Below are 18,967 nucleotides of genomic sequence, written 5' to 3'. Positions count from 1 at the left end.
ACCTCATGTCTTCCAGCGTTACTCTCACCGCCGCCACCCGCCAGAACCTGCTCTCCCTGCAGGATACGGCCTCGCTGACCGCGACCACCCAGAACCGGCTCTCCACCGGCCTGAAGGTCTCCTCGGCCCTCGACAACCCGGTGAGCTTCTTCACCTCCCAGTCGCTGAGCCAGCGCTCGGGCGATCTCGGCAACCTGCTCGACGGCATCTCGAACGGCATCCAGTCGATCCAGGCCGCCAACCAGGGCATCACCTCGATCCAGAAGCTGGTCGATCAGGCCAAGTCGGTCGCCAACCAGGCGCTGTCCACCCAGATCACCACCACCGGCACCGCCTCGACCGCCTATTCGGCCCCGGCCGCCAACACCACGCTCAACCTCTACGTCAACGGCTCGGCCACCACCGTCGCGCTGGCCTCGACCGACACCCTCGACCAGGCCCTGACCAAGCTCAACACCGCGGTCGGCGCCGGCAGCTTCTCGAAGAGCACCGACGGCACCAAGATCGTCATGAACGCGTCCTCGGACGTGGAATTCAAGACCTCGGCCGACCAGACCGCGCTGGGCTTTGCGGGCGGTACGGCCTCCTCCGGCCCGACCTACGGCACGACCGCCGCGGCCGGCCAGAGTTCGGACCTGAGCGTGTCGGGCGTCTCGGCCCGGGCGACGCTCGCCTCGCAGTACAACAGCCTGCTGACCCAGATCGATCAGCTCGCCGGCGATTCGAGCTTCAACGGTACGAACCTGATCAACGGCAAGGGCGACAACAACAACCTGACGATCAAGTTCAACCCGAAGGGCAACTCGAACCTCACGGTCTCGGCGACCGACGAGACCTCGAGCGGCCTCGGCCTGACCTCGATCACCAGCACCTCGGCCAAGACCTCGACGGTCGGGCAGGGCAGCTTCCTTCTCAACGGCGACATCAACACGACCCTGAACAAGCTCACGACTGCCTCCAGCCAGCTGCGCACCGACGCTTCGACCTTCGGCTCGAACCTCTCGGTGGTGCAGAACCGCCAGGACTTCAGCAAGAACCTGATCAACGTGCTCGACACCGGCGCGTCGAACCTGACGGCAGCGGATCTGAACCAGGAGGCTGCGAACTCGCAGGCCCTGTCGACCCGCCAATCGCTGGGCATCTCGGCCCTGTCGCTGGCGAACCAGGCCCAGCAGGGCATCCTGCAGCTGCTGCGCTAAGCGTCAGGCGCCGCGAAACGCAAACGGCCGGGGCGAAACCCCGGCCGTTTCTATGTGTGCCGCCCGTTCAGTTTCTCTTGGATGGGGAGGCCCCGGCTCTCCGGAGGGCGTCGGCCAGGGCCCCGCCACCGGTGTCCGGTATCGGCTTGGATTGCATCCGCCGTGGATCGGGCGAAGGCTCGCTGCCGCGCCGCGCTTGCGACCCCGGCTCGATCGGGTCGTCCAGGCGCATCGACAGGGCGATCCGCTTGCGCGGGGCATCGACGCTGAGCACCAGGACCCGGATGACCTCCCCGGTCCGGACCACCTCGGCCGGCGAGGCGATGCGCCGGCGCGCCATCGCGGAAATGTGCACGAGGCCGTCCTGATGGACACCGATATCCACGAAGGCGCCGAACGCCGCGACGTTGGTGACCACGCCTTCAAGCTGCATACCAGGCCGGAGATCGCCGATGGTCTCGACGCCCTCCTGGAAGCTCGCCGTCTTGAAGGCCGGGCGCGGATCGCGGCCGGGTTTCTCCAGCTCGGCGATGATGTCCCGCACGGTCGGCGGTCCGAAGCGTGTATCGGCGAATGCCTCGGGCGAAAGTTGGCTCAGGGTCGTCGTGTTGCCGAGCAGCACGCGGATGTCGCTCTTGGTCGCCTGCAGGATCCGCCGCACGACGGGATAGGATTCCGGATGGACCCCGGAGGCGTCGAGCGGGTCGTCGCCGTCCCGGATGCGCAGGAAGCCGGCGGCCAGCTCGAAGGTCTTCGGGCCGAGACCCTGCACCTTCTTGAGCGCCGTCCGCGTCCGGAACGGACCGTTCGCGTCCCTGTGCGCGACGATCCGGTCGGCCATCGACGCGCCGAGGCCGGAGACCTGGGCCAGCAGGGCCGGGGACGCGGTGTTCACGTCGACGCCCACCGCGTTCACCGCATCCTCGACCACCGCCGAGAGCTGGCGCGACAGCTTCGTCTCGCTGACATCGTGCTGGTACTGCCCGACCCCGATCGATTTCGGATCGATCTTCACGAGCTCGGCGAGCGGGTCCTGCAACCGCCGGGCGATCGAGGCGGCGCCGCGATGAGATACGTCGAGGTCGGGCAGCTCCCGCGACGCGATCTCCGAGGCCGAGTAGACCGAGGCGCCGGCCTCCGAGACCGTGACCTTCGCGAGCGTCAGGTCGGGATTGGCTACCACGATCTCGGCTGCCAGCCGCTCGGTCTCCCGCGACGCGGTGCCGTTGCCGATGGCGATCAACTCGACCCGGTGCTGGCGACAGAGCCGCCCGAGGCTCGCAACCGCCTCCTTCCAGCGCCGCTGCGGCTCATGCGGATAGGTGGTCTCCACGGCCACGATCCGGCCGGTCGAATCGGCCACCGCGACCTTCACGCCATTCCGGTAGCCGGGATCGAGCCCGAGCGTCGCCCGTCCACCTGCGGGGGCGGCGAGCAGCAGGTCCTTAAGGTTGCCGGCGAAGACTTTGACGGCCTCGTCCTCGGCGCGCTCGAACAGCCGGGTGCGCAGGTCTTGCTTGATCCCGGTCCGGATCTTGGTCCGCCAGGCGGTGCGCACGACCTCCATCAGCCAGGCATCCCCCGGCCGGCCCCGCGCGGCGATGCGATGCCGGCTGCAGATCGCGGTTTCGAAGAGTCCGGGCTTTCCAGGCACCGACTCGTCGCCTTCGGCGGTGAGATCGACATCGAGGATGCCTTCGCGTTCCCCGCGAAGGATCGCCAGGATCCGATGCGAAGGCATCCGCTCCAGCCGCTCCGTCCATTCGAAGTAATCCGAGAATTTTGCGCCCTCGGCGGCCTTACCGGTGCGGATCTTCGAGGCCAATTGACCGCTGCGCCAGAAGTCCGCGCGCAATCGGCCGATCAGATCGGCATCCTCGGCGACGTGCTCGATCAGGATCGCCTTGGCGCCCTCCAGGGCCGTCTCGGCGTCGACGATGCCCTTATCGGCTGCGACGAACGGCGCCGCAGCCCGCTCCGGTGCGATCTCCGGCTGAGCCAACAGCGCCTTGGCCAAGGGCTCGAGCCCGGCCTCCCGGGCGGTCTGGGCCTTCGAGCGCCGCTTCGGCCGAAAGGGCAGATAGAGATCCTCGAGCCGCGCCTTGGTGTCAGCGGCAGCGAGGGCGGTGGCGAGCGCCGGCGTCAACTTTCCTTGGGCGCGGATGCTCTCGACGATGGTGGTGCGGCGATCGGTGAGGTCCCGCAGATAGCCGAGCCGCTCATCGAGCTTGCGCAACTGCGCGTCGTCCAGGCCGCCGGTGTTCTCCTTGCGGTAGCGGGCGATGAACGGGACTGTGGCACCGCCATCGAGCAGTGACACGGCGGCAGCGACCTGCGCCTCGCCGACCTTAAGTTCACCGGCGATCAGCGCGTTCACGGATGTCATGCAGGCTCCGGCAGGCGATGGGCGGGGCCTTGCCATAGCCGCCACACGATTGGATGCAAGATGCCGGGAAAGGGCCTCTCAGGCGTCGCCGCACTTCGGATCGGCGGCGGATTTGACGGCCCGGACGAAATCGAGAACGCGCAGCCTCTCCGACGAATTCTCGAGTGCGAGCCACAGACGGAGCAATTCCTCGGCGTCAGCGAAGATGTGGGGAGCCGTGTCGCCGAAGAACACCTCCGTCGAGCATCCCAGCGTCCCGGCGAGATTCTGAAGGGTTCGGTATGACCGTGCTGCCGAGGATCCGCTGCCGTCCGCCATCGATTCGATCCGCTTCGTCGCCCGGTGAGCGATGCCGTGCGAACGGCAGCCGAATCCGTGCAACAGGTGAGGGGCGTGCGATACGGCCGAACCGAACGCCAGCAGGATGCAGGCACCGGGGCGACGGCCGAGCGGCGAAGTGCGGAGGCGGCGAAGCGGAGCGATGAGTTCGCTGGCCGGCGCAATCGGATCGAACGCCTTCGGCCGACTCCGGTCAAGGGAAGAGGTGCGGCGAACACGCATATGTACGGATTCAGACGAACCCCGGGCGCGTTGGTCTAGCGATGTCGGTGGGCTTGCACGTGCAGGATCCGCGCTAAGCTGCCTGCCTTCATCGCCCTGTCACCGGTCCGTGCTTTGGTGATTCACGGTACGTTGTGAATCGGCGGGCAGCCCGTGCGCTTCGAGATTCGCGCCAGCAACCGGTCGCATTGGTCCTGGGTTTTGGTGAATGAGACCGAGGACACGGTGATCGCGTCCCGGCGCGATTTCCCGTCACAGGCACAGGCGATCGCGGCCGCGATGGCCTTCGCACAGCTCGTGGCGCGGGCCGGGCGAAACCTCGCCGGTGTCCCCCGCGCCGGCGGTTTCCTATGAGCCGTCCCGGCTCAGGCCCGGTGACGCAGCAGCCCCATCACGCTCCAGCAGGCGATGACGCAGCCGACGCCCATGGCGCCGAGGCAGCTGATGGTGCGCACGGGCTCGCCGCGGGCCAGCACGATGGCGATCGCGAGGGGCAACAGCAGCAAAGCGAGCAGCAAGGTCATGGAGAACTCCGTTTGACCCGACCGACTCTAGGAGCCGATGGTTAATCGCGCCTGACGGACCCGACTTGAGGGGTGCCTCAGGCCGTCGCGTTGATTCGAGCCGCGCCCCAATTGGTGCCCACCCCGATTGCGAGCGGCAGCAGCAGACGGCCCCTGGGACAGGGGCAAGGCGTCCACGCAGGTCGTCGTTCTCGGCCATCCGCCGCACGGACGAGCCCTTCGCGCGGTGCACCACGATCGGAGCCCACCGGATTCGGCAATCCAGCGCCGGGCTGCGGTACGGGCCAGCGGTGACCGCCACCACTGCGCCGCGTCACAGTACAAGATCGGCTCGCACCGCCCCGTCGAAGACCGGGATGCGGCGCTCGCACAGGGATGGCATGACTGGGCCGGACCCCACCGGCACCGCCAGCATGCCGATCGGATCGGTGACGCCCCGCGTGTCGGCCGCCGTGACGGGCACCCTGTCGGGCTTCGGCATCGGTGCCGGCTCAACCTCGGCCCTGCGGACGGTCCCGAACTCTAGGACGACATGCACCAGGACCGGCATCGCACCGTAGCGGCCGTCGATCCGAAAATCGGCCGAGGACCGTGCCGTTGGCCGAGAAACGCCCCTGGGAACGGGCGCTGCCGGAGCCCTGGAAGAACCAGCCGGCCGAGCCGGATAGGCCACCATTGAGGCTGATCGCGTACTTGTCGTCCATGAGATCCGCGGTGAGGTCGGCCTGACCGGAACGTTCAGGAAGCTCAAGCTGGAACGGACAACGAAGCGCTATCCGGCTCGGCCGCTGCCGCGCCACCGCCCGTGAGGGCCGGAAACCGCATGGCGGTAACGGCGCAGAACAGTCGTTCACTCGCAGCGATCGATCCACGCTTGCGCTCGCTTCGACCCGGTAAGGCAGTACCGCTCACCCCGATCCCTGCGTCACGGTGTGAGGATCCGAGCCGACGGGTCACTCGCGTCGCCGAGCCCCGGTCCGGAAGAGCACGTTCTGCCGCTCGGCTCCCGCGCCCAAGCATTCGCGGCGCGGAGGCTTTCATCGTACGCCCACCGACGGCAGCGGCGCTACGGACAGAACGCGGCGCGTCAGCTCACCCGCCCACGATACTGATCGTCGCTCACCGCCTCTAGCCACGTCATCGCCTGTCCATCCAGACGCTCATGAATCGCGATATGGCTCATTGCCGTCGTCGCGGTGGTGCCGTGCCAGTGCTTCTCGCCGGGCCGCACTTGAGAGGGCCGGCCGGACATCACGAGGTCGCTCGTCGTCGCATTCTTTTCGCAACAGGCATAGCGGTCTAATTCAGCCGCACCAGCCGGTCGAGAAGCGCTCGGTCGTGAAGCAGCGCCATGCGTTCTTTCGGCGAGAGCCAAGCCTGAGCCTCGGCCACGGTCTCGGCCTCGCAGACCTTGGCGGTGGCAAGGGTCTGATCCGGATCGATGACGCCCCGGGGCCGGGACACACCGACCGGCAGCATGCGGGCATGGGCCTCGGCCAGGTCCGGGTCGGCGTGGAGGGCCGCCAGCGCGTCGGCATCGTCGAGACCCTGAGCGGCGTTGCGCGCCGCCAGGATGCCGGCCCGGACTGCAATTTCGGGCGGCGATGCCTCCTCGGGGGTGGCAAGCAGGAGGCGGCGCTTGAGGGCGAGGCCGAGCCCGAGCTGGCCACTCGCCCAGGAGATCGGGATCGCCAGCACGAGGCCCAGGATCGTCGGGCTCATCCAGAGGAACAGCGAGGTCGCGAGAGCGAATGCCGCGATCCCGGCAACGAGGCCGAGGGCCATGTGCCAGCGGTGCCGGGCGACGATGTCCCGCATCGGGATCGAGCCGTCGTCGCGGCGCTGCGGGTTCCAGCCTGTGTCGCGTCCGAGCAGGATGCCCATCACCGAGCCGGACTGGATCACCATCGCCACCGGAGCGACTAAGGCCGAAAGCAGGATCTCGACCAGGCTCGACAGGACTAGCCGGCCGGCACCGCCGCAGGCCCGGCGTACCGGACCATCCAGCAGGGCGAGGATCAGACCGAGGAGTTTCGGCGCCAGCAGCACCGCCATGGTCAGGCCGAACAACTGGAGCGCGCGGACCGGGTCGAACCGCGGGAAGACCGGCGAGAAGCCGGCGCCGCCGAAATAATCCGGCCGCTCGGTGGCGGTCTGGAGGACGAGCAGGATGCCGACCACGAGCTGACACAGCCAGAGCGGGGAGGCGAGGTAGCCGGCGATGCCGGTGGCGAAGTGCTGGCGAGTCGCCGGATGCAGGCCGGCGGCGCTAATCACGCGAGCATGTTGGAGGTTGCCCTGCGCCCAGCGGCGGTCGCGGACCGCGACGTCGATCAGGGAGGGTGGACTCTCCTCAAAGGAGCCCGGCAGGCGATGCAGCATGTAGACCGCCCAGCCGGCACGGCGGATCAACGCCGCTTCCACGAAGTCGTGGGACAGGATGTGGCCGCCGAAGGGCGGCTTCCCGGGCAGGTCCGGCAGGCCGCAGGATTGCGCGAAGGCCCGGGTCCGGATGATGGCGTTGTGGCCCCAGTAATTGCCATCGCGGCCCGACCAGGCGGATAGCCCGGCGGCAATGACCGGCCCGTAGATCCGGGCGGCGAATTGCTGGAGGCGGGCGAATAGCGTGTTGCGGTTGATGATTAATGGCAGCGTCTGGATGATACCCGCATCCGGGTCGGCCTCCATGGCGGCTGCGAGCGCCACGATCGCCGGGCCGCTCATCAGGCTGTCGGCGTCGAGCACCAGCATGTGGTCGTACCGTCCGCCCCAGCGGGTGACGAAATCGCCGATGTTGCCAGCCTTGCGGTGATGGTTCTTGGGCCGGTGCCGGTAGTAGAGCCTGGCGTCCGGGCCGAGGCGACGGCGCAGATTGAGGAAAGCGCGCTCCTCGGCAATCCAGGCATCGGCTTGCGTCGAGTCCGAGAGCACGAACCAGTCGAAATGGTCGCCCAGACCGGTGGCCTCCACGGCCTCGCGCATGGCCTCGACGCCCGCGAAAGTTCGCGCGGTGGCTTCATTGTAGACCGGCATCAGCACGGCGGTGCGGGTGTGGAGCGCGGCCGGGTGCGGGCTTCGTCGCGGCCGGCGCAGCAGCATTGCAAAACCGAGCAAGCCGCTGGTGAAGGCGAGCGCGATCCACGAGAAGGTCAGGCAGAACAGCACCACCAGAACGAGCTGGAGGGGGGTCGGGCTGCCGGAAATCGACACGGTTTCGACCATCTGCCAGCCGCCATAGCCCGTTAGAGCCAGGGCTCCGCCGAACACGAACAGTCGGGACGCCCAGGGGCGTCTCGACTTGCGCACCGGCCGATGCGCGGACGAGCGATCCCACGATGCAAGATCCTGCACCGGCATCGCCAGGGGCGCCTCGTCGGGCATCGCGGCATTACGTTCGGGACGCCCGGGGCCGGCATCGGTTCGCGAAGCGGGCGGCGGCAGGGTTATGGTCTCGTCCAGGCGCACGGTCGGGTCTGATCCTCGGGGTGATGGGCAGGACGGAAAATCACGGTGTCCAGCGGAACAGCCAGGTCTCACTCGCGCGATCCTGGCCGCGCCGAAGCCCCAGACGCAATTCGCTCGCCCGCTCGCTGCCCGGATCGAGCTCGAACAGCACCCTCAGGGTCCTGCGCCCGGGATAATGGAATCGGTCCTGACGGGTAATCGTCCCGGTCGAGGCGCTGAGCGCGATCTCGATCTCATCCGGCCGGGTCAGCCCGTCGCCCTCGAAATCGACCGCAAACAGGCGGCGGTTGCCGATGCTGCCGTGACCGCAGCGGCTGTCTTTAACCCGGGCAAGGTCCGGGGGCAGCGGATCGGGCCAGCCCTTGGACCAGTGCTGGCGGCAGAGGAAGCGCATCTCCCCGCCCTTTGCGAGCTTCGCTTTCGGGCGCCAATAGGCGAACACGTTCTCGTTCAATTCGGAATCGCTCGGAATTTCCAAGAGCGTTACCGCACCCTCGCTCCAATCGTCCTGGGGCTCGATCCACAGGGATGGGCGCTGCTCCCAGTGGCGGCGGTCGTCTTCGAAATCGTCGTAGGAGCGAGCACGCTGCATCAAACCGAAGCCCTTGGGTCCCCGGTCCAGGAAGGCCGAGACCTGCAGCGCCTCGGGATTGTGTACCGGGCGCCAGATCGGTTCACCGTAGCCGTTGCGGATCGCCAAGCCCTCGACCGAGAAGGCGGCGGCGCGCAGATCGTCCACCCTCTGTCGGTCGAGGGGCCCGAACAGGTAGCTGCCCTGCATCCCGCCGAGCCCGATATGGTCGAGTTCGGCCCGGGCGAACACGGTCCCGTCGATCCCGGCCACGGAAGCCTCCCGGCCCGGGGTCAACGTGAGCGTGAATGCGGCAGCTGCCGATTCCGATTCGACCAGGGAGTGGACGACGATCGGTTGCCCGGGCGCGGGCGCCTCGACGAACAGGGCCCGGAACAGCGGGAATTCCTCACCGCGGGAATCTGCAGGCCGCAAGGCAAGTGCCCGGGCGTTGATGCCGAAATCCTGCCCCTCGGCTACCAGGCGGAAGAATGAGGCCCCCTGAAACAGTGCGAAGTTCGATAGGTCCGTCCCGTCGCCGAAGCGCGCGCGGAGGCGGAAGCCGGAGAAAGCGGTGTCGGCGTTCAAGTCCGGCAGCGCGATGTTGGCGGCGATCAGGCTGTCCCGGTCGTAGGCCACCGGCTGGACCCGCCCATTCTCGACGGTGAACAGCGAAACCGGCGTATCGAAGATCGATCCGCGCAGGAGGGGCTCGATCTCGTAGCCGAAGTCGCGGCCGGCCCAGACGGCCCGACCCGGCACCGGATGGATCGCCTCATAGGCGTCCCGGGACAAGGCCTTCAGCACGGCCGGCACGTCATCGGTCTTCGGCGCCCCGTAGGGGGCGGCTGCCCGGGCGCGGGCGATGTCGATCAACGTGTTCGGCTCAAACGGCGCACCGGCGCCCGGCAGCGTGATTGCCGGATTGGCGCCTGCGGGCTCGACCGCGCGTGCGATCGTCGGCAGGAAACCCGCTGCGCTACCCACGGCCCCGGCCAACACGGCGCGGCGGGTGGGAGCGGCGGCGAATCCGTCGGCGGTGGTCATGCGGGCCTGCGTCTCAGTTGGCGGAACGGTGCCTGTATACCGGGAGGACGGCTGAACCCAGGGTTAAGCGGCGCCTCGGACGGAACGGGCACGCCTCCGTTGACTTAGCGCAAGCCGGCTCTCTAATTCCGGGGACTGAATCGCACGGGGGAGGCAGCATGGGATCGTTGCGGGTCACGGGCCACGGCGTGGATCTCGGAGAGAGTCTGCGCGGCCGTATCGACGAGCGGATCGCTGCGACGCTCGACAAGTACCTCGACTCGCACATGAACGATTCCTGTACCGGCCATGTAACGCTTCGGCGGGACGGAGCCGCGTACCGAACGGGTTGCGTGCTGCACCTCGCGTCGGGCCTGACGATCGAGGCGGTGGGTGTGTCGCACGACGCGAGGTCGAGCTTCGAGCAGACCGCTGACAAGCTCGAGACGCGACTGCGCCGCTACAAGCATCGGTTGAAGCAGCATGCCAGCGGCCCCAGTGAATCCGCGGCGATCGAGGCGGCCTACGCGGTGTTCGCCCCACCGGAGGAAGTGGACGATGACGAGCCGGAGGACGGCGACGCCCACCCGCCGATCGTCGCCGAGAGCACCAAGACCCTGCAGCGCCGCACCATCGGCGAGGCGGTGACTGCCCTCGACATGACGGGATACCCAGTGGTTGTGTTCGTCCACGCTGGCACCGGGCGCGTCAACGTCGTATACCGGCGCAGTGACGGCGCGATCGGCTGGGTGGACCCGCCGGGCGCCGTCGACTGACGCGTGTGGACCGAAAGGAACGGAGCCGGAACCGGCCCGTTCCCCGGCCCATTGATAGTCGGGGACGTCGTGCGAGACGTCCCTGCGACGAGGCCCGTTCCGACGCGGATGGGTAACGGGGCAACGGTCGATCGATGCCAATTCTGGAATTCCTCGACCCCGAATCGGTCGTGCAGTCCCTGCGCGCGCGCGCCAAGAAGCAGGTGCTTCAGGAGCTTGCGGCGCAGGCCGTGCGTCGGTTACCGGCGCTCGACGAGCGGCCGGTCTTCGACACGCTGCTCCAGCGCGAGCGCCTCGGCTCGACCGGGATCGGTGAGGGCGTGGCGATCCCGCATGGCAAATTGCCCGGCCTCGACCGGCTCTTCGGCTTATTCGCTCGGTTCGACCGGCCGGTGGATTTCGAGGCCCTGGATGGCCAACCGGTGGATGTCGCTTTCCTGCTTCTGGCCCCGGAAGGAGCTGGGGCCGATCACTTGAAGGCCCTGGCCCAGGTCGCCCGGGTTTTGCGCGAGCCGGGCATGCTCAACCACATCCGCGCCGCTCGCGATTCCAGCGCGCTCTATGCGCTTCTGACCCGCTCAACGGCTCCGCAGGCCGCCTGATGCCGCGGACCCGCTTCGTTGTGTCGGTCGTGATCCTGGCTGGCCTGTCCGGCTCGGCTTGGGCGCAGGGTGACGCCACCTGCGGCCGGGATGTCCTGGTGGCGCAATCGATGCAGCGCCAAGCCCTTGAACAGCTGGAGCAGGCGGACGGCGACGACGCCAAAAATTGCCGCGTCTGGCGCCGCCACGTCGACACGATGCGTCGGGTCGCCAGCGTCTATGGCCGCTGCCTCTCAGGTTCGGAGCGGGCTCAGCGGCTCGCGCAGGTGCAGGGTTCGGATCGGGAGTTTTCCGCAGCGATCAAGGCACGCTGCGGCGGGCATTGAGGACCAGTTCGACCGGTAGGCCGATTGCCTGCCCGGCATCATATAATCAATCGACGCGTCGCATCATCAGCGGCTCGGCCACCATCTTCACCGGTTTGCCGCGGCCGATCAAAATCGCTGCACGAGAGCGCTCCGGATCGTCCTCGAAGCGAGTGCGCACCCAGCTCGCCAGGAATTTTACATATTCGGACGCCAGGAGTTTGGCCGTCGGGGGACTTTGCCACCAACGATCGGCATCGAGGCCCTCGGTCACCACCGGATGGGGTAGGACTCGGTCGCTGTCCTGCAGGGCGTGGTCCAGCTCGATGAGCGTGCGCGGCATGTGATAGTTTGAGGTCACCACTGCGACGGTATTGAACCGGTGCGCCCGCATCCAGCGTCGGGTCTCGATGGCGTTGCCGATGGTGTTGCGGGCCCGGTAATCGAGATCGACGCAGCATGCGATCAAGGAGCGCTGGGTCGGATTCAACCGGGCGATCTCGTCGCGGCTGGTGCGCTCGTTGACCCCGGTGATCAGTAGCCGGCGCCCGTAGCCGCCAGCTAGAAGATCGATCGCATCGCCGATCCGCTGTGCTCCACCGGTCAGCGCGACGATGCCGTCCGCCCGGTCGGCCGGACTGCGCTCATGCCGGGCCAGGGCACCGACGAAGATCAGGAAACCAGCGAACAGCGCTGCGGCGCCGAGACCCGCAGCGAAGCCGCACGTCCAGAGCAGCCGATGCCGAGGATGCAATCGCCGAGGGAGCACGGAGGCGCCACGCGGGACAGGCCGCTCGTTCCAGGCCCAGCCGAGGGCGTCGGTCGGGTAGGGGGCCGGTGCGCGTTGCATCCGCGTGGTCATCCTCCGGAGGATCGGCGCCGAATACGGCGGCCCGGAGGCAGACGTATCGGCCCCATCCACACCGCCGCGATAACCTTTCGCAATCGTTAACGGTTTGCCTGGACCCCCTGTTTCCCCCGCGCGCCCATGGTATCGCGCGATCAAGACAGAAACCGACGCACGGTGATCCGCGACACCACGCCCGTGACGACCGACGCGATCACCCCGATGAGGATCACGCTCGCATAGCCCCGCAGCCCGACCTGGACGGCGCCGAACAGGGCTTCGACCTCCTGGCCGGCTGGTCCAGAGCGGGCAGCGCGGGCGAGCAGGCCGGCGATGGCGAAGGCGAGGATCGCCAGCCCGGCCCCGATCGCGCCGCCGCGCAGGCCCAGCCCGAAGAACCGGCGCTGGAACGCCCGGGCGATGTAGTCGTCGTCGGCGCCGACGAAATGGAGCACCTCCACCACCTCGCGGTTGCCCGCCATGGCGCCGCGCGTGGCGAAGGTCACCGCCAGCCCGGTAGCGACCAGCACCAGCACCACCATGCCGACGCCGATGCCCACGAAGGCGTTGGCCGCGGTCGAGAGCCGCTGGAGCCAGAGCGCGTGGTCGTCGAGGCTCGCTACCCCCGGCAGCGCCTCGGTGAGGCGGATGCGCAGGCGCTTCAGGTCCGCGCTCCGATTGTCGGCGAGCTTAAGGGCGATCAAGCGCGGCACCGGCAGGTCCGACAGGTCGAGGCCGCTGCCCAGCCACGGCTCCAGAAGCCGCTCAGCCTCCGCTTTGGAGAAGACCCGCGCCTCGGCGATCCCGGGCTCGGACTTGGCGATCGTCTCGGCCCGGGCCACGTCGGCATCGACGTCCCGGCCGGGGCCGGGCCGCACTTGGATCGTCACCTCCTGGGCGACGTCGCCCTGCCACTGCCCGGCATTGGTGGCGACAATCTCGGCGGCGCCTGCGCAAAGACCGGCCAGGAAGGTCAGGATCGCGATGACCGCCGCGAGCGAACGCCCGGCCGCGGTGTCCGTAGGGACCAGGGCGGCGTTGCGGCGCAAATTCGTCGGCAGGCTCGGATCAGCAGGACCGAACGGGGATTCAGCCTGGGCTCGGGTGGTGACCGGCGCACTCATTCCTCGATCCGCAGCCGGCCTTCGCCCAGCACCATGCGGCGGGCATCGACGGCGTCCATGATCCCAAAATCGTGGGTCGCGATGATCACCGAGGTTCCGAGCTTATTGAGTTCCAGGAACAGCCGCAGCAGCCGTCGCCCGAGACCCGGATCGACGTTTCCGGTGGGCTCGTCGGCGAGCAGCAGGTCCGGCCTCGCGATCAATGCCCGTGCGATGGCGGCGCGCTGCTTCTCTCCGCCGGACAGAAGCGGCGGCAGCGCGTGCATGCGTTCGCCAAGGCCGACCCAACGCAGCAACTCGACCACCTCGGCCCGGTAGCTCGCCTCCGACCGGCCCTGGACCCGCAGGGGCAAGGCCACGTTCTCGTAGGTCGTGAGATGGTCGAGCAGGCGGAAATCCTGGAACACCACGCCCATCCGCCGCCGCAGGCCCGTAAGCGCCTTGGCCGAGATACCGCTGACCTCCTCGCCAAAGATCGAGACGAGGCCCCGAGTCGGGCGAACCGAGAGCAGGATCAGGCGCAGCAGCGTCGTTTTTCCGGCGCCGGACGGGCCGGTGAGGAACTGGAATGAGCGCGGCGCGATCCGGAAGCTCACATCGGACAGCACCTCCGGCCCGAGGCCGTAACGCATGCCGACATTCTCGAACTGCACCACCGGGCGTTCCGCGCCGGGCAGCAGGCTCTTCATGCTTGCCTGTAGGTTCAAAGCCGTGCCGGGTTTCGCCGATCCATCGTTCGGAGATCGCCGGATCGGCAGGCGTTTTCAAGGCCAGCCTCATTTCACAGACGCTTAACCCTGTTCGGGCACGGTTTCTCAACTGATTTTGCGGCTCGGCTCCGGCTTTGCCGATCGGAAACGATCCCCGATGGAACGAATGGCGCGCGTATGCTGATCGTCTGCCCGAGCTGCGCGAGCGAGTACCGGATCGAAGCCGGCAAGGTTGGCAAGGATGGGCGCTCTGTCCGTTGTGCAGCCTGCCGTGAAACCTGGTTCCTTAGCCCCGCCGACGTTCTAGCCGGCCATGAGGCCGAACTGGCGGAGAAGGGTGAGGCGGAGCCCGATCCGGCAACGGACGCTGTCTGGCAGGAGGCCTCGGCCACGGTCAGAGCCGCCTCTGAGACGTCGGCGCCGTTGTCCGAACGGCGCCGGGCTCCCGTGCGCGCCACCCGCGCCAAGGGCTGGCGCGGTCTTCCCGGCCTCTCGCCCTCCATGGCCGTGGGACTGACGCTGCTGGCGGCATTGCCTCTGCTCTGCTTAGCCCGGACAGGCGTGGTCCGGTTGGTTCCACAGAGTGCCGCCCTGTTCGCCCGTGTCGGGCTGCCGGTGAATGTCCGGGGCATCGAAATTCGCGACGTGGTGGCCTTCAGCAATCCTGCCGAGGACGCCCAGCCTGCTGAACTCGTTATCGAGGGCGACCTCGTCGGCGTAGCCCGAACCGACGTGCCGGTCTCGGCCTTGAGCGTTGAAATCCGCGATGCTGGCGGCCGCGTGATCCGAACCTTTCCGGTGGCTGCGCCCAGGGCTGTGCTCGGGACGTCCGAGACGGCCCGGTTCCGCGCCAGCCTGACGAACCCCCCAGCATCCGGCCGGGCCGTGGTGCTGCGCTTCGCGGATGCAGGATCGTCACGCAGCGAAGTTCGGGCCGACGTCGATCGTCAGTGAATAGCTGTCGCGACTGGACTCTTCTCATGATCGATGATGTTTCGTAAGAAAATTAGATTTCTTACTGAAACTAATTAGGCCTATAAGGGGTTTTTTCAGGCAATTATGAGTTTAACAAGCGGAACCTTTGCGCCGATGAGTGATTGCCTTAACACGAGGAGCTGAAGTTTTTTGGCGCCATCGAATTTGATTTCAATGTTGTCCATTGCCTCTGATTAAGAAGTTACAAATTTCGACTCATTCCGATTGATGCTGCCGATGTTGCGTCCCTGAAGGGCTCGAACGACAAAGCTCAAATGGTTTCTATTTTATGATGCTTGATGAATATCAAGCAAAAATATCGTCAATTAATTTCAACAATGACATACAGATCTGCCTCAAAGGCTTGATGGCGCGCGTTTCATAGGGTGGGGGTTCTTTTCATAGGCCGTCGTGGGCCGTGTTGCTTCTTGATCTTGGATCTGAAACTCTAGGTCTGTTGTTGTTCGAGCTAGCAATCGCGTGTCCGCGAATTCTAGGTTGCAGGACCACTCAGCCGTGAGCGCCAAGAAAACGATCCCGATCTTTTTCCGAACGACCGATTCCGTCGGGCCGAAGGACGCTTTCGACTATTGGCGCAGTACCGTAATGGCAGGGACGGAACTGGCTCAACTTGATTCGGACCAGCCCTTTTCCGCCTCCCGCAAGGTGGCGGCGTCCCGCCATGGATCGGTCTTCCACACGATCAGTCGCCCCTACAGCCTGGAACGCAAGCCCCATCACGTGCGGGGCGACGGGCGTGAGGATATGGGCATCATGCTGATCATCAGGGGACGGGGCTACATCGAGCAAGGCAACAATGGCGCGCTGCTGGGCGCCGGCGACATCAGCTTTCAGACCTGGGGACGGCCCGGCGGCGGCGGGGGACTGACCGACTTCGAGGAAATCCGTCTTGCGGTGCCCCGCGCGACCTTCCTGGCGCATATCGGCAACGTCGATGATTTCGCCGGCCGCAAGTTCGCCGCCGGCCCGCTGAACGACCTGTTCGCCGCCTATCTTTGCGCTTTCGCAGGGTCGGTCAAGGTGATGTCGGATGCTGAAACCGGGATCGCCGTCGAAAGCGCCCTTCACCTGTTGCGCGGCATCATCAACGGCCAGAACGCACGCGGAGACGGCGACCTGTCGGCAAATGCGCTCCGCTCCCTGGCACTGGCGCGGATCGAGCATCGTCTGCACGATCCAGACTTCGGTCCGGACGCACTGGCCGCCGACTTAAGGGTTTCCCGCAGCCGCCTCTACGCGGCTTTCTCCGGCGGCGAGGGCATCGCGGCCACGATTCGCGACGCTCGTCTGGATCGCGCTCATGATCGGATCGTCATGATGCAGAAGGCCGGAGGCCGGATTGGGTCGATCATGGCCGGCTGCGGCTTCACCGACCCGGCGGCCTTCAGCCGCGCCTTTCGCCAGCGATTCGGCCTCTCGCCTCGGGACTTTCTAGCCCAGTGTGCCGGCTGAGTGGATCTGATCGCTGGGTGTGAGGTTGCGGGACGCCTGTACGGTCGGGCACCGCGCGTGGCTAAGCCAAGCCTATTTGGCAAAGGGGCCGGCGCAGCGACATGCGGCTCATGGCTTGGACCTGAGCGCCGGGCGCGCGGTGGCGGATCCACTGTCCCGGGAATTCTGAATCGTGGGTCGGGCGCCCGGAGGGCCGGCTTACGGATTGCAAGGCGAGCGCACGGTGAGTGTCGAACCGAAAATCCCGACCTTCATTCAGACGACCGATACCGTTGAGCAGAAGCATTCCTTCGATTTCTGGCGCGACGTGGTTTTGACCGGCGTCGACGTCACTCCGTTCGAGTCCGACGCGCCCTTCTCGGCCCGCCGCATGGTTGCCCCCTCCGCGCACGGGACGATCCTGCGCACCGTGAGCACGCCGGTCGGCGTGGACCGTACTGCGCGCCATATCGGTCGAGACGGGCGCGACGAGATCGCGATCATGGTGGTCGCTGCCGGTCAGGGCTACATCGAGCAGGGCAGCAACGGAGCGCTCCTGCAGAGGGGCGACGTGGCCTTCCATGCCACCGGCCGGCCCGGGATCGCCGGCAGCCGATACGGCTACGAGGAAATCCGGCTGGCCGTGCCCCGGGCCAGCTTCATGGAGCAGGTCGGCAACCCACAGGTTCTCACCGGCAGCAAGCTGAACGCCACGCCGCTGCGCGGGTTGTTGGCGGCCCATCTCGACGCGTTTGCGACATCGGTGTCGGGAATGACGGAAGTCGAGACCGGCATCGCCATCGAAGGTGCGCTCCATATCCTACGCGGTATCGTCCATGGCCAGCATGGGGCGATCGACGGCCGGCTATCCGTTGACGCTGTACGCTCGCTGGCCCTGTCCCATATCCAGCGTCGCCTGCACGAGACGGCTTTCGGCCCTGCGTCCCTGGCTGCATCGCTGCAGATCTCCCGCAGTCGCCTCTACGCGGCCTTCGCGGGCGGCGAAGGCATCGCGGCCACGATCCGCGACGCACGGCTGGACCGGGCACATGATCGTATCGTGATGATGCGCAAGACCGGCGCCCGAGTCGCGTCGATCATGGCGAGTTGCGGATTCACGGACCCGGCCGCGTTCAGCCGTGCGTTCCGTCGGCGCTTCGGCTTCACGCCCCGGGACCTCCTGTCCCAGGGAGGCGGTTGAGAGGGTCAGTTCCGCCGACCAGGCGGACTTGCGACCGGATGCGCGGGTGTCGCTGCCGCCCCCATGACAGAACGGGCCAAGCCCGCGCCGCCTTGGAGGAGCCGGATCGCCGCGACGCCCACTCGCGCCAGACGGATCTGGCCCGGCAGCTGGCGCGGACCGATGGGATGGTACACGAGACGCGGACTCACGCGCTCAGCTTCCGCGATAGCCTGCCCGAGTGGGAGCGCGGCAATCCGCGTCGCTTCCGCGGGGGCGATCCCGAGGGCGCGTGCCCAGGCCTGGTTTACGCGCAGGCTGCCCCTGCCGTGCAGGCGTCGGAACCGGCGCCGCCACAGGTAGCGGCGTACCGCCCGAGGGAACGTCTCCATCCGGGCGTCGCACAGGGCGTCGGGCTCTTCGCAGCGGGACCGGATCGTGTCGGCGACGCCGCCCGGGGCGCGGCCGGTGAGCCGGGCTGAGATAGTCACGCACACATCGGTGGCATGGCGGACGCGCAAACCGTGCTGGATCAGCCGCGCAATGAACGCCCCATCCTCGCCGAGCGGGATTTCCGGCATTCCGCCGACTTGTAGATAGGCCGTGCGGGTCACCGCCAGCGTCGCGCCGATCGCAGTCCGATGGCAGGGCCAGGGATCGTGCGGGTCCGGATCGATCCGCGCCTCGGCCTCGGTGATCAAGGCGTCGTAGATGTCCTCAAGGCGGCCCCGGGCGGGGAGGGACGGCGGCAGCAGCGCGGCCTCATTGGCATCCAGCTCGACCCGTCCGGCCACTGCGTCGGCGCCGGCCTCAATGGCCGCGCGGTTGCAGATGACCCAGTTCGGCGGCACGCGGCTATCCGCATCCGTCGACAGGATCATCCCCGCATTCCCCGCTTCGCCCAGCCACGCTGCCGCGGCATCCATGGCGCGTCGCCGAGCCCAGCCTGCATGAGCACCGGAGTAATCCTCACTCACGATCCGGACCGGGATGGACAAGGTCGGCACCAGCCGGGCCACGAGGGCATCGGTCCCGTCCGTACAATTGTTCAGGAACAGCACCAGCCCGAGGCTCCCCGGGGTCAGTCCGACCTGCGCGGCGATGGCCCGGAGGCACGCCTCGATGCGTTCGACTTCGTTGCGGACCGGGATCGCGACGATCGCGCTTGGCGTGCGCGCGGTATGCGGGGTGGTGCTCATCACCAGGGACGGTCTCCGTTCGGCCGCCGCGGACGAATTGACCCGCGGGACGAACCGGCTATGCC

At 67.4% G+C, this 18,967-nt stretch carries 18 protein-coding genes and 1 pseudogene; 8 read left to right on the top strand and 11 right to left on the bottom strand.

What is annotated here, in order from left to right:
* The first annotated feature begins 5 nt into the window (after positions 1–5).
* Complete coding sequence (locus AO398_RS17255) at positions 6–1,199, top strand: flagellin (protein WP_058193347.1); 1,194 nt, start codon at positions 6–8, stop codon at positions 1,197–1,199.
* Positions 1,200–1,266: 67 nt separating this feature from the next.
* Here the strand turns inward: AO398_RS17255 and AO398_RS17250 are convergent, their stop codons facing one another.
* Together AO398_RS17250 and AO398_RS17245 are read right to left on the bottom strand one after the other, a co-directional pair.
* Positions 1,267–3,585 (bottom strand): Tex family protein, encoded by a 2,319-nt coding sequence (locus tag AO398_RS17250; protein ID WP_058193346.1) that lies wholly within the window; start codon positions 3,583–3,585, stop codon positions 1,267–1,269.
* Between the two features lie 78 nt (positions 3,586–3,663).
* Positions 3,664–4,146 carry a hypothetical protein gene (locus AO398_RS17245; protein WP_058193345.1) on the bottom strand — a complete coding sequence of 161 codons (483 nt, stop codon included), beginning with the start codon at positions 4,144–4,146 and terminating at the stop codon, positions 3,664–3,666.
* Positions 4,147–4,299: 153 nt separating this feature from the next.
* On the opposite strand from AO398_RS17245, the gene AO398_RS17240 reads away from it, so the two are divergent.
* Positions 4,300–4,500 carry a hypothetical protein gene (locus tag AO398_RS17240; RefSeq protein ID WP_058193344.1) on the top strand — a complete coding sequence of 67 codons (201 nt, stop codon included), beginning with the start codon at positions 4,300–4,302 and terminating at the stop codon, positions 4,498–4,500.
* A gap of 11 nt (positions 4,501–4,511) precedes the next feature.
* Here the strand turns inward: AO398_RS17240 and AO398_RS29080 are convergent, their stop codons facing one another.
* The 5 genes and pseudogenes from AO398_RS29080 to AO398_RS17220 form a co-directional block, all read right to left on the bottom strand.
* Positions 4,512–4,670, bottom strand: coding sequence for a hypothetical protein (locus AO398_RS29080; RefSeq protein ID WP_201025790.1), 159 nt, complete (start codon positions 4,668–4,670; stop codon positions 4,512–4,514).
* A gap of 313 nt (positions 4,671–4,983) precedes the next feature.
* Positions 4,984–5,220 (bottom strand): hypothetical protein, encoded by a 237-nt coding sequence (locus AO398_RS17235; RefSeq protein ID WP_058193343.1) that lies wholly within the window; start codon positions 5,218–5,220, stop codon positions 4,984–4,986.
* Positions 5,221–5,757: 537 nt separating this feature from the next.
* Positions 5,758–5,895 (bottom strand): annotated as a pseudogene (locus AO398_RS17230) (cupin domain-containing protein); the annotation flags it as partial.
* Positions 5,896–5,969: 74 nt separating this feature from the next.
* A complete protein-coding gene (gene mdoH, locus AO398_RS17225) occupies positions 5,970–8,135 on the bottom strand; it encodes a glucans biosynthesis glucosyltransferase MdoH (protein ID WP_082643317.1) in 2,166 nt (721 codons plus the stop codon).
* 40 nt (positions 8,136–8,175) lie between these two features.
* On the bottom strand, positions 8,176–9,753 hold the full coding sequence (locus AO398_RS17220) for a glucan biosynthesis protein D (RefSeq protein WP_058193341.1): 1,578 nt from the start codon (positions 9,751–9,753) through the stop codon (positions 8,176–8,178).
* 158 nt (positions 9,754–9,911) lie between these two features.
* Between AO398_RS17220 and AO398_RS17215 the strand changes: the two genes are divergently transcribed.
* The 3 genes from AO398_RS17215 to AO398_RS17205 all read left to right on the top strand — a co-directional run bounded on the left by AO398_RS17215 (position 9,912) and on the right by AO398_RS17205 (position 11,436).
* On the top strand, positions 9,912–10,508 hold the full coding sequence (locus AO398_RS17215) for an HPF/RaiA family ribosome-associated protein (protein WP_058193340.1): 597 nt from the start codon (positions 9,912–9,914) through the stop codon (positions 10,506–10,508).
* Positions 10,509–10,642: 134 nt separating this feature from the next.
* Entirely contained in the window at positions 10,643–11,110 is a 468-nt protein-coding gene (gene ptsN / locus AO398_RS17210; protein WP_058193339.1) for a PTS IIA-like nitrogen regulatory protein PtsN, read from the top strand.
* Positions 11,110–11,436, top strand: a complete 327-nt coding sequence (locus tag AO398_RS17205; protein WP_058193338.1) for a hypothetical protein — start codon at positions 11,110–11,112, stop codon at positions 11,434–11,436. Before ptsN ends, AO398_RS17205 begins: the two co-directional genes overlap by 1 nt.
* A 46-nt stretch (positions 11,437–11,482) precedes the next feature.
* On the opposite strand, the gene AO398_RS17200 is transcribed toward AO398_RS17205, so the two are convergent.
* From AO398_RS17200 to ftsE, 3 genes are all read right to left on the bottom strand, one after another.
* On the bottom strand, positions 11,483–12,265 hold the full coding sequence (locus AO398_RS17200; RefSeq protein ID WP_058193478.1) for a YdcF family protein: 783 nt from the start codon (positions 12,263–12,265) through the stop codon (positions 11,483–11,485).
* A 152-nt stretch (positions 12,266–12,417) separates the two neighbouring features.
* Positions 12,418–13,386, bottom strand: a complete 969-nt coding sequence (locus AO398_RS17195; RefSeq protein WP_058193337.1) for a hypothetical protein — start codon at positions 13,384–13,386, stop codon at positions 12,418–12,420.
* Positions 13,383–14,075, bottom strand: coding sequence for a cell division ATP-binding protein FtsE (gene ftsE, locus AO398_RS17190; protein ID WP_058193336.1), 693 nt, complete (start codon positions 14,073–14,075; stop codon positions 13,383–13,385). The genes AO398_RS17195 and ftsE overlap by 4 nt, the downstream gene beginning before the upstream one ends.
* Before the next feature lie 198 nt (positions 14,076–14,273).
* Here ftsE and AO398_RS17185 point away from each other — a divergent pair, with 198 nt between their 5' ends.
* The 3 genes from AO398_RS17185 (at position 14,274) to AO398_RS17175 (ending at position 17,724) form a co-directional block, all read left to right on the top strand.
* Positions 14,274–15,050: a zinc-ribbon domain-containing protein gene (locus AO398_RS17185; protein ID WP_058193335.1), complete on the top strand. Its 777-nt coding sequence runs from the start codon at positions 14,274–14,276 to the stop codon at positions 15,048–15,050.
* Positions 15,051–15,587: 537 nt separating this feature from the next.
* Positions 15,588–16,544: a helix-turn-helix domain-containing protein gene (locus AO398_RS17180; RefSeq protein ID WP_058193334.1), complete on the top strand. Its 957-nt coding sequence runs from the start codon at positions 15,588–15,590 to the stop codon at positions 16,542–16,544.
* A gap of 223 nt (positions 16,545–16,767) precedes the next feature.
* Entirely contained in the window at positions 16,768–17,724 is a 957-nt protein-coding gene (locus AO398_RS17175; protein ID WP_058193477.1) for a helix-turn-helix domain-containing protein, read from the top strand.
* A gap of 5 nt (positions 17,725–17,729) precedes the next feature.
* On the opposite strand, the gene AO398_RS17170 is transcribed toward AO398_RS17175, so the two are convergent.
* Positions 17,730–18,902 carry a glycosyltransferase gene (locus AO398_RS17170; protein WP_058193333.1) on the bottom strand — a complete coding sequence of 391 codons (1,173 nt, stop codon included), beginning with the start codon at positions 18,900–18,902 and terminating at the stop codon, positions 17,730–17,732.
* Positions 18,903–18,967: the final 65 nt, after the last annotated feature.

Origin of the sequence: Methylobacterium sp. GXS13, assembly GCF_001455965.1 — a bacterium.
In the GTDB taxonomy this organism is placed as follows: Bacteria; Pseudomonadota; Alphaproteobacteria; order Rhizobiales; family Beijerinckiaceae; genus Methylobacterium.
The sequence above is the reverse complement of the archived record's forward strand: the minus strand, read 5'-3'. Positions and strand labels throughout refer to the sequence as shown.

Coding starts and splice junctions, on each gene's coding strand:
- AO398_RS17195 (WP_058193337.1), bottom strand. CDS start 13,386: ATGAGTGCGCCGGTCACCACCCGAGCCCAGGCTGAATCCCCGTTCGGT.
- ptsN (WP_058193339.1), top strand. CDS start 10,643: ATGCCAATTCTGGAATTCCTCGACCCCGAATCGGTCGTGCAGTCCCTG.
- ftsE (WP_058193336.1), bottom strand. CDS start 14,075: ATGAAGAGCCTGCTGCCCGGCGCGGAACGCCCGGTGGTGCAGTTCGAG.
- AO398_RS17185 (WP_058193335.1), top strand. CDS start 14,274: ATGCTGATCGTCTGCCCGAGCTGCGCGAGCGAGTACCGGATCGAAGCC.
- AO398_RS17170 (WP_058193333.1), bottom strand. CDS start 18,902: ATGAGCACCACCCCGCATACCGCGCGCACGCCAAGCGCGATCGTCGCG.
- AO398_RS17245 (WP_058193345.1), bottom strand. CDS start 4,146: ATGCGTGTTCGCCGCACCTCTTCCCTTGACCGGAGTCGGCCGAAGGCG.
- AO398_RS17220 (WP_058193341.1), bottom strand. CDS start 9,753: ATGACCACCGCCGACGGATTCGCCGCCGCTCCCACCCGCCGCGCCGTG.
- AO398_RS17200 (WP_058193478.1), bottom strand. CDS start 12,265: ATGCAACGCGCACCGGCCCCCTACCCGACCGACGCCCTCGGCTGGGCC.
- AO398_RS17205 (WP_058193338.1), top strand. CDS start 11,110: ATGCCGCGGACCCGCTTCGTTGTGTCGGTCGTGATCCTGGCTGGCCTG.
- AO398_RS17215 (WP_058193340.1), top strand. CDS start 9,912: ATGGGATCGTTGCGGGTCACGGGCCACGGCGTGGATCTCGGAGAGAGT.
- AO398_RS29080 (WP_201025790.1), bottom strand. CDS start 4,670: ATGACCTTGCTGCTCGCTTTGCTGCTGTTGCCCCTCGCGATCGCCATC.
- AO398_RS17255 (WP_058193347.1), top strand. CDS start 6: ATGTCTTCCAGCGTTACTCTCACCGCCGCCACCCGCCAGAACCTGCTC.
- AO398_RS17235 (WP_058193343.1), bottom strand. CDS start 5,220: ATGCCGGTCCTGGTGCATGTCGTCCTAGAGTTCGGGACCGTCCGCAGG.
- AO398_RS17250 (WP_058193346.1), bottom strand. CDS start 3,585: ATGACATCCGTGAACGCGCTGATCGCCGGTGAACTTAAGGTCGGCGAG.